We start from the raw sequence: 14,793 nt of genomic DNA, 5'->3' as shown, positions 1-14,793 counted from the left end.
AGACAGCACTGTTTTTTTTTATGAGTTGGGATTGGAATCTATATAAGATGAATCTAATAAATTCATTTTTCTAAAGGTTAGGGTTGCTTTCTAATATTTTCTACCAAAATAAGGGGATTCTCTTGGCAACAAATGTGGGATTCAGGCTAGATTTCTTATCATTCTGCAAGTGCCACTAACAGTTTCTGATGAATTCCTCCAAATCCTCCGTTACTCATTATTACAACGCGGTCATTTGGTTGCAAAAAACCTGTCAGTAAAATCAATAACGATTCATAAGTACTGGCAACTTGAACCGGTGCCGAAAATTCATCTTCGGGGAGGAGCCAATGCCAAGCAGGATCAATAAAGGCAAATACCGCATCAGCCTGTTCAAAAGCGGCCGGTAAAGTTTTAGCATGAATTCCCATTCGCATGGTATTTGAACGAGGTTCAAACACTGCAATTAACCGGCCTTGCTGTGCCTCGTCGGTCTGCCTAAGAGCAGCTTTTGCTCCAGCTAATGTGGTGGCAATCGCTGTAGGATGGTGTGCAAAATCATCAAAGACCTTCACACCTTTCTGTTCACCAACCAGTGTCATGCGCCGACGAATACCTTTAAACCCTGACAAAGCTTCAACAGCGGTAAACGCTGGTACTCCGCAATGCACTGAAGCTGCAATCGCACTGAGGGCATTATGGATATTGTGTAACCCTGTCATAGGCCATTGAACAACACCGAGCGAGCTGCCTTTATAAATTACTTCAAACTGTGATCCATCCGCATCAATTAGTTCATAACTCCAATCATTACAGTCAGACTCGCCTTGGCATTCAGTTGGCGTCCAGCAGCCCATTTCTAAAACCGACTGCAAATTATCATCATCTTTAGGAAAGATAATCAGGCCATTTCCAGGAACCGTTCGAACTAAATGATGAAACTGTTTTTTTATATCTTCAATGGAATCAAAAATATCCGCATGATCAAATTCAAGATTATTTAATACGCAAGTTCTTGGGTGGTAATGAACAAATTTGGAGCGTTTATCAAAAAAAGCCGTGTCATATTCATCTGCTTCAACGACAAAAAATGGGGAGTCACCCAGACGTGCAGATACACCAAAATTCTCAGGAACGCCTCCAATCAAAAAGCCTGGATTCAAGTCAGCATAGTCTAAAATCCAGGCAATCATTGAACTTGTTGAAGTTTTTCCATGTGTTCCTGCTACTGCAATGACCCAGCGCTCTTGCAGAATATTTTCAGCCAACCATTGCGGTCCCGACTGATAGGCTTGATGAGCATTTAGGGTTGCTTCCACTTGGAGGTGCCCACGACTCTTAGCATTACCAATGACGACACAGTCCGGTTCTGAGTTTACAAACTCACAGTTTTCTTCATCACTGACATCAATGCCAGCCTGCTCAAGTTGAGTGCTCATTGGCGGATAAATTGCTTTATCAGATCCTGTGACTTGAAAACCTTTCGCTTTGGCCAGTTGAGCAATTCCCCCCATAAAGGTGCCGGCAATTCCCAATATATGAAGAGTGTTGGATTGAGAAGAGGAATGTGTTTGAGTTTGCGCATTAGTCGTATTGGACTGAATGCCTAAGGTCGATGAATTCGCCTGTGTCATGAATCTGTTCTAAATCCTAGATGCCAAAAAGTTCATTATGCTGTTAAGGTCATCAAGCACGCAACCCCAAAAAACGAATATTCATAATATTTTATCCAATACAGAAATAGCCACTGCGATAGTTCATGGCTTTTAAGTCATCTATTGACACCTCTGAACAACATCTTTAAATCTTTTCTTATGCCACACTTCAAGCTAAACTTGCACTATGACACAGAAAACACTCGACCACAAAGATACTGCTCAACTACCTAATTTTATAGAATTGGCAGACATATCAAAATCCCAAACCTATCAAAATGCACTCTATATAGAAGACCCCCAAACACTTGATGCCTATTGTTCAGCATTGCAAGAAAATAATGAATGGATCGCAATTGATACAGAGTTTGTTCGAGTCGATACCTATTATCCAGAGCTTAGTTTGGTGCAAATCGCCGATTCGAATCTAAACTTAGCGATAATAGACCCACTAGCTATTAAACAAGATGTTTTACAAAAAAAACAGTTGCCCTCATTCTCTGAAAAGAACTTTGACTTGGAGCAGAATAAAAATCATCATGGGTTAAATCCATTACTAGAGATATTAGTCAATCCAACGATCTGCAAAGTTTTCCATAGCGCACGCCAAGATTTGGAAGTGCTGTATCTTATTGCAGGCATCTTGCCTCAGAATATTTTTGATACGCAACTGGCTGCAATTTTCTTTGGTCAGGGTGACCTAGTAGGCTTTGCTCGCGTCATCCAATCAGAGCTCGGCCTTACTTTACCCAAAAGTCAAACCCGTACTAATTGGCATACTCGTCCATTGACCGAAAATCAAATTTCCTATGCGCTGGATGATGTTTATTATTTAGCCCAACTCTTTAAAAGCTATCAAACAAAATTAAGTTCACAACAAAAACAAGCCATAAATGAAGACTGTGAATTACTACTCGATTCAAAACTTTACCAAACTAAGCCTAATGAAGCCTGGCTAAAAATCAAGGGTGGGAAAAACCTGAAGCCCAAACAGTTAGCAATTGTAAGAACTTTGGCCGAATGGCGCGAACACTTTGCGATCGAACACAATCAACCCAAAAAATGGACCATAAGCGACGAAGTAATTTTGCACATCGCTAAACGGCCTCCTAAAACAGCTCAAGCTTTATATAAAGTGCCAAACATCAAAGCTTCCAGCGTCAAAGAATTTGGAGAAAAGTGGGTAAGCTTAATTGACGAGGTTTTTACAGCATCGCCAGAAAACTACCCTAACCCAACTCCCAAAGATAAATCCCCTACAGCGCAAGAAGAAATTCTGCTACAAGTTTTGTTGGCAATGGCACAACAAATTTCAATTGATGCCAATATCACACCAACCAATTTGGTACAGAAAACGCATCTACTAAGTTTTATAAGAGAAAAAAGTCCAGCATTGACTGAACAAAAAGATTCAAAGCTTGCATTGATTAATCGTGGCTGGCGCAAGTATTTATTCTTTGATTTAGCAGAACAATTTCTAAACAATGAGATTTCATTAAGCTGTGACAAACACTCTCTAAAACTGACTCGAATTTAAAAATTTGTCACATTAAATGCGTTTTCAGCAGAATTAGGTTTTGTACAATATTCAAAGTTAAATTGTCTGTATTTCAAGCTTCCGGAAAAAGGCCCTTTTCATGTCCATTACAACTCAATCAAATAAAAATCGAAATGTTCTTTATGCTCAAGCCGGTGGCGTTACTGCTGTCATCAATGCAAGTGCAGCTGCGGTAATTGAAGCGGTTCGCCAACACCCAGATATTTTTGGAAAAAGTTACGCAGCTATAAACGGTATTAAAGGTGTTTTGGAAGAGGAATTAGTCGACCTTTCTCAACTTCAATGGGTTGACTTGGAAAAAATGAAACACCAGCCAGGCGCGGTCTTTAAAGCGTGTCGATTCGATCTTGATCCTCTTGATCATAATCCTGCTCAATATGAGAGAGTATTGGAAGTTTTTCGAACCTATGAAATTGGCTATTTTTTCTACAATGGCGGAAATGGCTCTATGGTCACAGCCCAGAAAGTCTCAGATTACTGTCGTTCAAAGGGCCACGAAGTTCAATGTATAGGAGTTGCTAAAACAATAGATAATGACTTGGACTTATCACACTGTAGCCCTGGATTTGGCAGTGCAGCTAAGTACTTAGCCACAAGTTTTGCCGAAGCCTGTTTGGATATTTACTCTATGCATGAAACTTCTACAAAGTTTTTTGTTATGGAAGCGATGGGGCGCGATGTTGGATGGCTAAGCCTATCAGCCGCTTTAGTAACAGATATTATTCCTGACTTACCTTTAATTGTGTTGCCCGCCGAACGTCGTTTTGATAAAAAACGTTTTTTAGAAAAAATTGACCAACTCATCGCTCAAAAAGGGTATTGTGTTTGCATGGTGTCAGAAGGCCTAAAAAACGAAACAGGCGAATACCTAAGTATTGCCGGAATTGAGCATACTCACGAACGGGATTACACACAACTAGGTGGTGTAGGCAAAACCATTGCTCAGTTGGTTGCTAGCCACCTTGGATGTAAAACCCACTGTGCAATTCCTGACTATTTACAGCGCTCGGCCAGCCACTGTGTGTCTGAAGTTGATTGGCAAATGGCCTATGGCGCAGGGAAAGCAGCTGTTGAAGCTGCTTTAAGAGGTGAACACGGAACTTTACCCGTCATTCAATGCTCAGAAAAAACCGGTCATTCTATCCAGTGGTGCTACCAGAGCGTTGAGCTAGAAAAAGTGGCAAACTTAGAACTTAAAGTGCCCGATGAGTTTTTAACAAAGGATGGTATGAGCGTTACATCTGACGGGCTAGATTACTTACGCCCACTGATTCAAGGTGAACGCTCTCCAAAATTTATTAATGGCTTGCCAAATATTTCCCCCTTAAATCTTGAAACAGTCGAACCAAAGCTTACACCTTTTCAAGCGATTAAATAATCACAGTATAGGAATGAGGAAGGTCTGGTCAGACCTCTCCTCACACAACTGATCGTTTCAAAAACGAATTGAAATTTGCTGACTTACCCATTTCCCACAACACAAAATATTCATATCCAATCAAATCCTTATTTGCACAAAACTGAAACAACCGACACAAAATTTTATAAACGGATGAAAGCGTTAAATCATTCATTTAAAAAAGAAAAACTATTTTAAACCATTGCACTTTGCATAATTTTTGTGCAACATAGAAACAATATTGACTATTGTTTACGTAACTTTCAATTGGTATTTAAAGTAACTTTAATAACGGAACAAATCAGCTAAGGAGCCTAAAGCGGAATCCATATGGATTCTAAATAACAATAATTTTTTCAGATTAAGTTGTTAAGTTGTTAAGTTGCAGTATCTAGACTTCGCAAACGTTGGCAACGTAAAAACGAAGATAACTCTGCTATAAAGCGGATAGTAAGCCTCGCAGAACTTTAAATTGATTCGATGAGAGCCCACTTAGGCAATTGTCTATAACAAATAAAAATTGATTATTAAAACACTGGAGCAAGACAATGAGCGATACGTTCAACGAGAGAGTGAAACGTTTTATTGAAAATGAAGGAATTATTAAACACCGAGTCGCAGAAGTGGCGGGTATTACACCGAGTGCTTTTTTTCGATTTTTAAATGGCACTAGCTCAATGAAATCAAGCAATATTGAAAAATTAAATAAAGTCTGGCCTGAAATGATTGCCTATGCATTAAATATTGACCCGTTCATTGCCAAAACAGCAAAAGAACTTGACAAGCGTTTAAGTGAAAAATGAAACTTTACCGGCCCGTAATGCTCTACCGGCCGGCAAACTTCCAACTTAGTCCAATCTCCAAATCTTTATAAGAATGATTTTATTTAAGGGGCTGTCCTAGATAACCAAAATTATCTAAGATGGCACTATGAGAAAAAGTAGAATCAGTTGGTACAAACAAAGTAAGTTGATAGAACTGTTTGTCGCAGGGACAACTGCTCGAACTGCTGCATCGCTTGTCGGTGTAAATAAAACGACTGCAAGTTATTATTTTCAACGTCTACGTCAGTTGATTTATGACAATAGTGAACACCATGAGTTACTTGAAGGTGAAGTTGAAGCGGATGAAAGTTACTTTGGTGGAAGGCGTAAAGGTAAACGTGGTCGGGGTGCGGCAGGAAAAGTCCCTGTATTTGGCCTTTTAAAGCGAAATGACAAGGTTTATACGGTTGTTATACCTGATGCCAAAACAGACACATTAATTCCAATAATTCGCGAAAAAGTCAAACCCGACAGCATTGTTTATACAGATACTTGGCGAAGTTATAACGCGCTAGATGTATCGGAATTTAAGCATTACAGAATTAACCACAGTGAATTGTTTGCTAATAAAGCAAACCACATCAATGGTATTGAGAATTTTTGGAACCAAGCAAAACGGCATATGCGTAAATTTAATGGCATTCCAAAAGAGTCATTTCATTTGTTTTTGAAAGAGTGTGAATGGCGATTTAACAACAGTGACCCAAAAAAACAATTAAAGCAATTGAATCAATGGGTTAAAAAGGAACTGAACTAGTTATCTAGGACAGCCCCTTATTTAATTATCTAACTCTATCTAGTCTATCTTCTATCTAGAATTCTGAGATTTGGTCTCTTCCATTATCTTTTGCTCGATAAAGCGCACTTTCAACACGACCAAAGAACTGCTCTAAAGAATCCTCTTTAATGAACTCTGTGATTCCAATACAAGCGGTAGTATTTCCCATTTCTCTAAGGTGTTTAAAGTCTTTTTCACTGTGATCTTCTGACAAACAATCAACCAATTGAATCTCATGAATTTGCTCTAAAATTCGTTTCGCCTGACTCAACGCAGTCTCTTTGGTAGCGGAAGGTAAAAGTAAAGCAAACTGTGCTTCATTTACACGAGCCAAAATATCATCTTGTCGACTCTGTGTTTTCAAAAGATCAGCAACTTTTCGTAGCCATTTATCAGCAAACTCTTGTCTATATTGTGCCTTCAAAATCTCATAATGATCCATTTCTAACAGGATTAATGACAACGGATAACCGTGCCGAACAACATGCGCAATGTTGTGTGTTACCCACAACTCAAACTCAGAGCGATTCATTAAATCAGTGAGTAAATCTTTTTGCATGCTGTCTCGCATATTTTTTAGCTGTGCGTCTACATAATTCAAATTCTCACTCTGAACTTTTGCATGCGTTAAACACCGGTGAAGTCGTTCAAAAAACTGCTCTAATACGATTTCCAGTTCTGAAGATTTTACTAAACAGCCTTTTGAATAATCCTTCTTCAATCTTGATGATTGAGGGAATGATTGAGTTTTTGCCCACTTCAAAAACTCGCTATCATCCAACGCCATAACCGTTGAAATTTGTTGGCGAATCGCGAGAAGGTTCGAACGGTATTTCAATAACAGCCAAGCACCCATTAAAAGAACAAGAATGAAACTCGCCAATAACATAGCAACTTGAGGTTGTAACAAAAGGCTGCCAAATGTTTGGGACGGTACCAAATCTACAACTAAAAACCACCCTTCCGAATCATTGCCTTTATATTGGTCAATTCCTGATTTTTTGCCGCCAAAGACCAAGTTCTCATCGTCACGCCAAGAAATTTCAACGGGCGCCGCTACAGCTAAATGCGTTACACCGTTATTTTTATAATAACTACTATAGAAATTTTTAGAGCTCAGCGCCTGACGTTCTTTTTCTGATAAATGCTCATTAGGCTGACTGAATTCCAGCCCTTGTTTTTGGACAGGCATCACTTCACCTGAAGCGCGAACCAAACGTATACGCTGCTGCTTGTAATCAGGGAGCTTGATTAAGTTGGAAGAGTGAACCGTATTCATACGAAAATTAGCTTTTAAAATCCCCAGAAACTTATCGTCATTCCATATGGGAACCACCACACCTATGACAAAGTCTCTAACACTAAAATCAAAGCCTCTATCATCAATAAAAACTCTCGGTGAGCCTTGATTAAATGCGCCTTGCCACCAATATTTCGATCTATGGGCAAGCGTTGTCAACTTCCCTGTTGTCCCAATCATTTCACCATGCAGGTTCGTTGCAAAAATCTCTCCATAACCCTCTGAAAAAACTGTCTGCATCTGTTTCAAAAAAGTTGATGTGTGATTTTGCAGATAAGATTTTACAAATTCTGTGGCCTCGTTCGATTCACGCCACCGAATGTCGAGTTTTTGAATACTTTGGTTGATTTTTTCAGAAGAGAGACCAATGTATTTTTGATTGCTTGCTTGTACTTTTTCAATTAAAAATGGGGATTTTGCTAGCGTTTCAGCAAGAATCACCAGCCCTTCAATACGTTGATTCAGAAGCTCAGCTTCGTGAGTAACAATTTTTTTAGCTGATTTAATTTCAATTTCTGCTAAATTTTGATTTTTATCAAAAGCCCAAAAACCAATATTTATAAACATAATCGACAAAACCAGTAAAACGCCTATGACAATTGCTGTTTGCAATTCACGCATCTGCTGGGCTTTCAAGCAGGAAAAAATAGTTTGAGATGAAATGCTCATAATCGGTCCAACTTGTCAGGCATAAATTTTTTCTTCTTGAAAAATGGAGAAACAACAAAGCCATACGCTCTAATTTCAATTTAGCAATGACTACGTATAAATAACCAGTAATAATCTTAACACTTAACCATTCAGTTAACCTAAATCGATTTTAAAGCACAGACATTATTCACCGGCCGGTATCTTTTATTTCAGACATACTTAGTCGACTCTGAATAACTGGTTTAGATTTATGTGGGATGTTTAAGTAGATAGCATTTCTGCATTCTGCCTTGTTGAGTAAAAAACTGGCTTTGCCATAAATTAAACGAGTTATTCAGAATCGACTACTTATAAGTTAGCTAAAGCTTTAAAGTGCGCGACCACACTATCGGTTAAAGCCCGAAGATCGTACCCTCCTTCTAAAACAGAGATAACTCGCCCTTGGCAAACCTCATCCGCAATTTCCCGTAACTCATGCGTCCATTGTTCAAACGCTTGTGTACTAACATCTAAATTTGCCATCAAGTCCCAACGATGAGCATCAAAACCGGCAGAAAGAAAAATTAATTCTGGCTGATAATCTCGCAACTTTGGCCAAACGTGTTCGCGCCAAGAAGATAAGAATTCTTCATCATGCGCTCCTCTGGCTAGAGGCATTTTAATAATGTTTTCAAAAGGGCTTCCAAGCTCTGAAAAAGGATAAATATCATTTTCAAAACTAGAACAAAACAGTACTTTCGGCTCTATTTCAGCATAAGTTTCTGTACCATTACCATGATGCACATCAAAATCCAGTATCGCTACACGTTGTAAATCGTATTTTTCAATTGCATAAGCAGCACCAATAGCCACATGATTAATCAAGCAAAACCCCATGGAACGGTCAACTTCTGCATGATGACCTGGGGGACGAATATTACAAAATGCAGTCGTAGCTTTTTGGTTCATTAAAGCATCAACAGAGTCCAGAACTGCGCCACTGGCCGTTAATGCAGCCTCAATTGAATCAGGCGCAATAGCCGTTTCTGAGTCAAGCATGACGATTTCATCAGGATTTTGCGCCGCTTTGAGTGATTCCCATAACTGCGAGCTGTGAACACGCAATACATCTTCATCGTTTGCTTTTCTGGGTTCAGGCATTAAAACAAAATCTAACAAACGATTAAAAATCAGTGCATCTTCAATTCGAGCAACTCTTTGAGCACTCTCGGGATGGTTGCCACCATTGTTATGTTTTTGACATATTGGATGGCTAAAATAGATCATAATCATAAAATACCATTTTAGGTTTAATTAATACGAGTATTTACTTAAGATAGACGCATAATAGCCAGATGTAAATGCGCCACCTCAATTCAAGCGCATTTCGCCAGTAATTCGGCAGTCAATCTGAAAAGTTTTCGCCCCTAAATGTTTTGGAGATCAGTATGGGACCCCATTATCTAAGCCAGTTCTTTAACCCGAAATCGATTGCGGTCGTTGGAGCCAGTAACCGAGAAGACTCAGTAGGAGCCACAGCTTTTGCGAATTTACTCACAGCGGGTTATCAAGGTGATCTATTTGCTATCAATCCAAAACACTCTGAAGTGCAGAGCAAGCCATGCTTTCCAAGCTTATCGGAACTCTACGAGCAACAAAACACAAAAGTCGAGTTAGTAGTCATTGCAACCCCAGCAACAACCGCACTCAAATTAATCGAAGAATGCGGGCAGTTAAAAATTCCAAATGTCATTATTCTTTCTGCCGGATTTGAAAGTGATGATCAGGCAAACTTACGTCAACGCCTATTAAACACTGCTCACAAACATAAAATTCGGATTTTAGGACCTAATTGCTTGGGTATTATCCGCCCTTCAATCAATATGAATGCTACCTTCAGTAAAAACCAAGCACGAGCTGGCCATCTCGCCTTGGTTTCTCAAAGTGGTGCGCTTTGCACTGGAATATTAGATTGGGCAGAAACTCATGACATTGGTTTTTCGCTGGTTGCATCAAGTGGTGATGCACTAGACCTAGACTTCGGTGAAATTCTAGACTATTTAGCAACCGATTCAAAAACCCACAGTATTTTGCTTTATATTGAAGGTATCAAAGATGCCCGTCGCTTCTTAAGTGGGTTACGAAAAGCCGCTCGAATGAAGCCGGTCATACTTCTTAAATCAGGAAGAATGCCTGAAGGAACACAAGCAGCTATTTCCCATACCGGTGCCTTGGTCGGTAAAGATGATATTTTCAATGCGGCGATTGAACGCGCCGGTGTCGTTCGCGCGCTGACCATCAACCAGCTTTTCTCGGCAGCAAAAACCCTTTCTTATGATTTAAATATTCGCCAGAAACGTTTAGCTATTGTCACCAATGGCGGAGGACCCGGCGTAATGGCTACCGATTTGGCTGCAGAACTTGGCATCTCAATGCCTGATGTCAGTGATAAAACCAAACTCGCTTTAGACGAAACACTTCCAAAACATTGGTCGCATCATAACCCCATTGATATTTTGGGTGACGCTAACCCTGAGCGGTATCAAAAAGCCATTAAAGTCTGTTTGGAAGACCCTGAATATGATGCCGTTCTGGTACTACTCACGCCGCAAGCAATGACTAACCCAACTGAAATTGCAAAAAGTATTGTAGAACTGAACGATAAAAATAACCCAAAACATAAACCGATTCTAACCACTTGGCTTGGGCACAGTTTAGTCAGTGAAGCGCGTGAAATTTTCAAAAGCGCCCACATACCCACATTCTCAACACCCGAAGCAGCGGTTGAGGCTTTTTATTTCATTGGGCAGTACCACAGTAATCAAAAACTTTTAAAACAGCTTCCTGAACCATCCGAGCTGAATTCAATCGACCCACACGGGGCTCGTTTGATTATTCACAACGCGCTTAAAGAAAAACGTGAATTACTGAACACTTTGGAAACCCGTGCAGTATTAAGAGCCTTTGAGATTCCGGTCACCCAAGCTATCCAAGCGAATAATGTGAATGAAGCGATTGTCGCAGCAGAAAGCGTTGGCTTCCCTGTGGCAATGAAAGTGCTATCCGACAAAATCACTCACAAAAGCGACAGTGGTGGCGTAATTTTAAATATCGCTGACTCCAACCGATTAATGGAAGCCTATGAACAATTAGTCGAGTCCGTCAATCAAGCTGTGCCAGATGCAAACGTCCATAGTGTCACCATTGAAAAAATGATGTCATTAGAGGAATCAAGAGAATTGATTATTGGTGTCAGTCGCGACCCAGTATTTGGCCCTGCTATTTCATTTGGGAGCGGAGGAACTAGCGTAGAAGTTTTGAAGGATAGCAGTACCGCACTGCCACCTCTTAACCAGTTTATTGCTGAACGAATGATTTCAAAAACCAAAATCAATAAATTACTTGGGGCTTTCCGAGGGCGCACAGCGGTTGATCGAAATAAGCTCGTCAATATTTTGCTTCGTATCTCTGAAATGGTGTGCGAAATCCCAGAAATCATTGAATTAGATTTAAACCCAGTGCTCGCAAACGATAAAGTTTCAATTGCAGTTGATGCCAGAATTCGAATTCAAAAAACCGCACCGGGTGCGCCAGCTTATTCTCATATGGCAATTCACCCCTTCCCTTCCTATTTAGAAAAAACCATCACGACAAATAGTGGGTTGAATGTAAACATCCGTCCGATTAAAGCCGAAGATGCTCAAATGGAAACCGAATTCGTTAACAGCTTATCTGAACAAACCAAATACCTGCGTTTTATGCAGAACGTCCAGAAACTGAGCGAGGAAATGCTGGTGAAGTTTACTCAGATTGATTACGACCAAGAAATGGCGTTTATCGCCTATAGTTGTGATCATCACCGGCCGGTAGAAATTGGGGTAACCCGTTACAGCACAAACCCGGATGGCGTTTCCTGTGAATTTGCGTTAGTTGTTCGAGATGACTTTCAGCATCAAGGGATTGGCAGCCATCTTTTAGAAAGCCTGATTGATCATGCTCGACAAAAAGGACTCAAAACTATGAATGGTGAAGTACTCAAACAAAATAAAGGGATGTTGAGTTTGGCGAAGCTACACGGCTTTGTTATCCAAACATGCGAAGAAGACCCTCAAATTATGTTGGTCTCAAAATCACTCTAAACAGCTAACCAAACAACTTTTCTTAAAACTTAGCGTTGAGGCCACCTTATAAAAATTGCCTCAGCGCGCTTCTTTTCATTTACCCTTCACAAAGATCTCTAACTGAATAATTTTTTTCCAATCTACACAATAGTTGTCGCGATACTACTCACTCCCTATCAAAAGACAGTCATTTTAAACGGGTAAAACTGCATTTAATACGCAACATCTTCACACTAGCGCATAAAATAAAACACTTATTTCAATACGTAATATTGCCAAACTTATTTTTATACGTAATAATTCGTAATTAGATATATTTTTGGAGAAACTCTTGTGTGTCATTTTTACTTTGATTCAAAAGTGCCCAAGGGGATTCTCGCAACCGTATTTATCAGTTTTTTTATTGCTGCTTTCAGCATTTTCACCTCATCGCAAATAATTGGCCAGGTTTTTAACATCCAGACCCATATCTATAGCAGTTCAATTAACCTGTTGATTGTGTCTTTTATTGGTTTAAGCCTGTTATTTTTAGGGTTGGCTTGGATTATTTCAGCCATTGGCTTAATTAGCATTAAACCTTGGGGCTGGGCATTAGCGACTTGGAGTTATAGTCTAGCAATCCCAATATTTATCATCGTTACAATCTTTGTGGGCTTAAACTCTCATGAAAACCTAGTAGACCATCGGCTTCAAGGTATGGTTCTTCTATCAACAATTCTGGTTCTTTTTTATTTAAAAAGTCGTTCCGTTAAACATATCTATTGAGAGCTTTGCACGAGTAAGAGATAAAGCATAAATTGAGAAAAAAACTCTGTCTAGCTAGGCAAAAAGTGCAGTGAATAGCCAGCTATTCGCAAGGGTTTTAACAAAGCTAGGCAGAATTTTAGCCAATTTTGATTATTTATTATCTCGTGCAAAGCTCTCCTATTTTAGATAAACGATGTAAATGACATCCATAAAAAAAAACCACTTCACAAGTGAAGTGGTTTTTTATATTTATTCAAGAAAGTGAAGTTGAAAATTATTTTCTATAAGCCGCTTTCATCGTATTCTCTAGAAGTGTTGCAATAGTCATAGGACCAACGCCTCCTGGAACAGGTGTAATCCAACTTGCACGTTCTTTTGCTACGTCATATTCCACGTCACCGACCAATCGACCGTCATCCATACGGTTAATTCCCACATCAATCACAATCGCACCCGGCTTAATCCAATCACCCTTCACCATTTCAGGAATTCCAACTCCGACAACCACTAAGTCTGCTTGCCCGACTTTTTCTGCAAGATTTTTTGTCGCGCTGTGACAAACAGTTACGGTCGCACGTTCATTTAACAGTTCCAACAATTGTGGTACTCCGACAATATTAGAAGCCCCTACAACTACTGCATCAAGACCACGAATGGGAATACCTGTTTTTGCCAACATCGTCATAACTCCATGCGGAGTACAAGGCGCCATAGTAGGCATCCGTGTAGCTAAACGCCCGACATTATAAGGATGAAAACCATCCACATCCTTTTTAGGGTCAATGCGTTCAATAATCTTTTCTGGATCAATATGATCAGGTGCAGGCAGCTGGACAATAATGCCATGCACTGTCTCATCAGCATTCAGCTTATCAATCAACGCTAAGACATCTTCTTCTGAAGTGTCTGCCGGTAAAACTTCAGAAACATCATTAAAGCCCGCTTTTTCACAAGCAATTTTTTTGTTGCGTACATAAACCTGAGAAGCAGGATCCTCTCCAACCAAAATCACTGCTAAACCTGGACGAGCATTTCCTTGGCTGACTTGATTATCCACTTCTTGGCGGATCGAATCTCGCAGTTCTGCTGCAATCGCTTTACCATCTAAAATTTGAGCACTCATTACCTATTCTCCCGATAACAATTAAAAAAAGTTCTTCACAGTAAATTAAGTTTACTAACATGGACATATAATACCCTAAAAAACCATTTAAAAGAAAAAGCTCGTTCGCAGATTTTAGACAATTGCAGGATAAAAGTTAGCAAACTCTTGTCACCTTTCTCTTGTTACCGTCAGATAACTTTAATATCAACGACTTCAACACTTCCATACCGATATTCAAGAAGGTCAATCGCCTTCTGCTGAGTTAAAGCAGAAATCGTATCTTCAAAAACTTCCGGCGAATCCATACGAAACAAAATATGAAAGCAGAGTAAATCAACAAATTCAGGATTGGGAGCATTACGAATAGCTTCCAGTCGATCATGTAGACCAGTAATTTTTTGCCTTAAAAAATTATTGAGTTTGATGTAGTGATCTTTGGCAATCAAAAGGAAAGACTCTTCAAACTCATGAGAATTACGAAGCATATCTTGATAATCATCCTCGGACTTATCAAGCAATATTTGAAAGTGCTCAATTTGTGATTCAACTTGACGCAAATCTGGCATGTACTTAAAACTCCATCATAAAACCTGACTCGCAAAAACTTAAGTCACAATTAGTCAGTAAATCCTAACACACAACTACTAAAACGAACCAGTTGATTAGTAATTCACCTTATTTCTTTCACAAATAATTG

The 14,793-nt window shown here is 39.5% G+C and carries 11 protein-coding genes; 6 read left to right on the top strand and 5 right to left on the bottom strand.

The features are described 5' to 3' along the window. Positions 1-158 precede the first annotated feature (158 nt). Positions 159-1,613: a UDP-N-acetylmuramate:L-alanyl-gamma-D-glutamyl-meso-diaminopimelate ligase gene (gene mpl / locus D9T12_RS05145; RefSeq protein WP_130537172.1), complete on the bottom strand. Its 1,455-nt coding sequence runs from the start codon at positions 1,611-1,613 to the stop codon at positions 159-161. Positions 1,614-1,821: 208 nt separating this feature from the next. Here mpl and D9T12_RS05140 point away from each other — a divergent pair, with 208 nt between their 5' ends. From D9T12_RS05140 to D9T12_RS05125, 4 genes are all read left to right on the top strand, one after another. Beyond that, complete coding sequence (locus tag D9T12_RS05140) at positions 1,822-3,171, top strand: ribonuclease D (protein WP_130537171.1); 1,350 nt, start codon at positions 1,822-1,824, stop codon at positions 3,169-3,171. Positions 3,172-3,271: 100 nt separating this feature from the next. Beyond that, the gene (locus D9T12_RS05135) at positions 3,272-4,570 is read left to right on the top strand and encodes a 6-phosphofructokinase (protein WP_130537170.1); all 1,299 of its coding nucleotides are present in this window, start codon (positions 3,272-3,274) and stop codon (positions 4,568-4,570) included. Positions 4,571-5,139: 569 nt separating this feature from the next. Then, positions 5,140-5,394, top strand: coding sequence for a hypothetical protein (locus D9T12_RS05130; RefSeq protein ID WP_130537169.1), 255 nt, complete (start codon positions 5,140-5,142; stop codon positions 5,392-5,394). Positions 5,395-5,521: 127 nt separating this feature from the next. Then, positions 5,522-6,172 (top strand): IS1595 family transposase, encoded by a 651-nt coding sequence (locus D9T12_RS05125; protein WP_130537168.1) that lies wholly within the window; start codon positions 5,522-5,524, stop codon positions 6,170-6,172. Between the two features lie 55 nt (positions 6,173-6,227). Here D9T12_RS05125 and D9T12_RS05120 read toward each other — a convergent pair whose 3' ends face one another. Next, positions 6,228-8,162, bottom strand: coding sequence for a GGDEF domain-containing protein (locus D9T12_RS05120; protein WP_130537167.1), 1,935 nt, complete (start codon positions 8,160-8,162; stop codon positions 6,228-6,230). Positions 8,163-8,492: 330 nt separating this feature from the next. Beyond that, the gene (locus D9T12_RS05115; protein WP_130537166.1) at positions 8,493-9,416 is read right to left on the bottom strand and encodes a histone deacetylase family protein; all 924 of its coding nucleotides are present in this window, start codon (positions 9,414-9,416) and stop codon (positions 8,493-8,495) included. Positions 9,417-9,571: 155 nt separating this feature from the next. Between D9T12_RS05115 and D9T12_RS05110 the strand changes: the two genes are divergently transcribed. Together D9T12_RS05110 and D9T12_RS05105 are read left to right on the top strand one after the other, a co-directional pair. Next, positions 9,572-12,262 carry a bifunctional acetate--CoA ligase family protein/GNAT family N-acetyltransferase gene (locus tag D9T12_RS05110; RefSeq protein ID WP_130537165.1) on the top strand — a complete coding sequence of 897 codons (2,691 nt, stop codon included), beginning with the start codon at positions 9,572-9,574 and terminating at the stop codon, positions 12,260-12,262. Between the two features lie 315 nt (positions 12,263-12,577). Further along, complete coding sequence (locus D9T12_RS05105) at positions 12,578-13,009, top strand: hypothetical protein (RefSeq protein WP_130537164.1); 432 nt, start codon at positions 12,578-12,580, stop codon at positions 13,007-13,009. Between the two features lie 256 nt (positions 13,010-13,265). Here the strand turns inward: D9T12_RS05105 and folD are convergent, their stop codons facing one another. Both folD and D9T12_RS05095 read right to left on the bottom strand, forming a co-directional pair. Then, entirely contained in the window at positions 13,266-14,114 is an 849-nt protein-coding gene (gene folD / locus D9T12_RS05100; RefSeq protein ID WP_130537163.1) for a bifunctional methylenetetrahydrofolate dehydrogenase/methenyltetrahydrofolate cyclohydrolase FolD, read from the bottom strand. A 170-nt stretch (positions 14,115-14,284) separates the two neighbouring features. Then, a complete protein-coding gene (locus D9T12_RS05095) occupies positions 14,285-14,662 on the bottom strand; it encodes a hypothetical protein (protein WP_130537162.1) in 378 nt (125 codons plus the stop codon). Positions 14,663-14,793: the final 131 nt, after the last annotated feature.

This window comes from Thiomicrorhabdus indica (assembly GCF_004293625.1).
Taxonomy (GTDB): Bacteria; Pseudomonadota; Gammaproteobacteria; order Thiomicrospirales; family Thiomicrospiraceae; genus Thiomicrorhabdus; species Thiomicrorhabdus indica.
Note: the sequence above shows the minus strand (reverse complement) of the source record. Positions and strands in the feature narration are given on the sequence as shown.

What these genes read in the sequence shown, in the direction of transcription:
- D9T12_RS05140 (WP_130537171.1), top strand. Translation starts at nt 1,822, where the DNA reads ATGACACAGAAAACACTCGACCACAAAGATACTGCTCAACTACCTAAT.
- folD (WP_130537163.1), bottom strand. Translation starts at nt 14,114, where the DNA reads ATGAGTGCTCAAATTTTAGATGGTAAAGCGATTGCAGCAGAACTGCGA.
- D9T12_RS05115 (WP_130537166.1), bottom strand. Translation starts at nt 9,416, where the DNA reads ATGATTATGATCTATTTTAGCCATCCAATATGTCAAAAACATAACAAT.
- mpl (WP_130537172.1), bottom strand. Translation starts at nt 1,613, where the DNA reads ATGACACAGGCGAATTCATCGACCTTAGGCATTCAGTCCAATACGACT.
- D9T12_RS05130 (WP_130537169.1), top strand. Translation starts at nt 5,140, where the DNA reads ATGAGCGATACGTTCAACGAGAGAGTGAAACGTTTTATTGAAAATGAA.
- D9T12_RS05110 (WP_130537165.1), top strand. Translation starts at nt 9,572, where the DNA reads ATGGGACCCCATTATCTAAGCCAGTTCTTTAACCCGAAATCGATTGCG.
- D9T12_RS05125 (WP_130537168.1), top strand. Translation starts at nt 5,522, where the DNA reads ATGAGAAAAAGTAGAATCAGTTGGTACAAACAAAGTAAGTTGATAGAA.
- D9T12_RS05135 (WP_130537170.1), top strand. Translation starts at nt 3,272, where the DNA reads ATGTCCATTACAACTCAATCAAATAAAAATCGAAATGTTCTTTATGCT.
- D9T12_RS05095 (WP_130537162.1), bottom strand. Translation starts at nt 14,662, where the DNA reads ATGCCAGATTTGCGTCAAGTTGAATCACAAATTGAGCACTTTCAAATA.
- D9T12_RS05120 (WP_130537167.1), bottom strand. Translation starts at nt 8,162, where the DNA reads ATGAGCATTTCATCTCAAACTATTTTTTCCTGCTTGAAAGCCCAGCAG.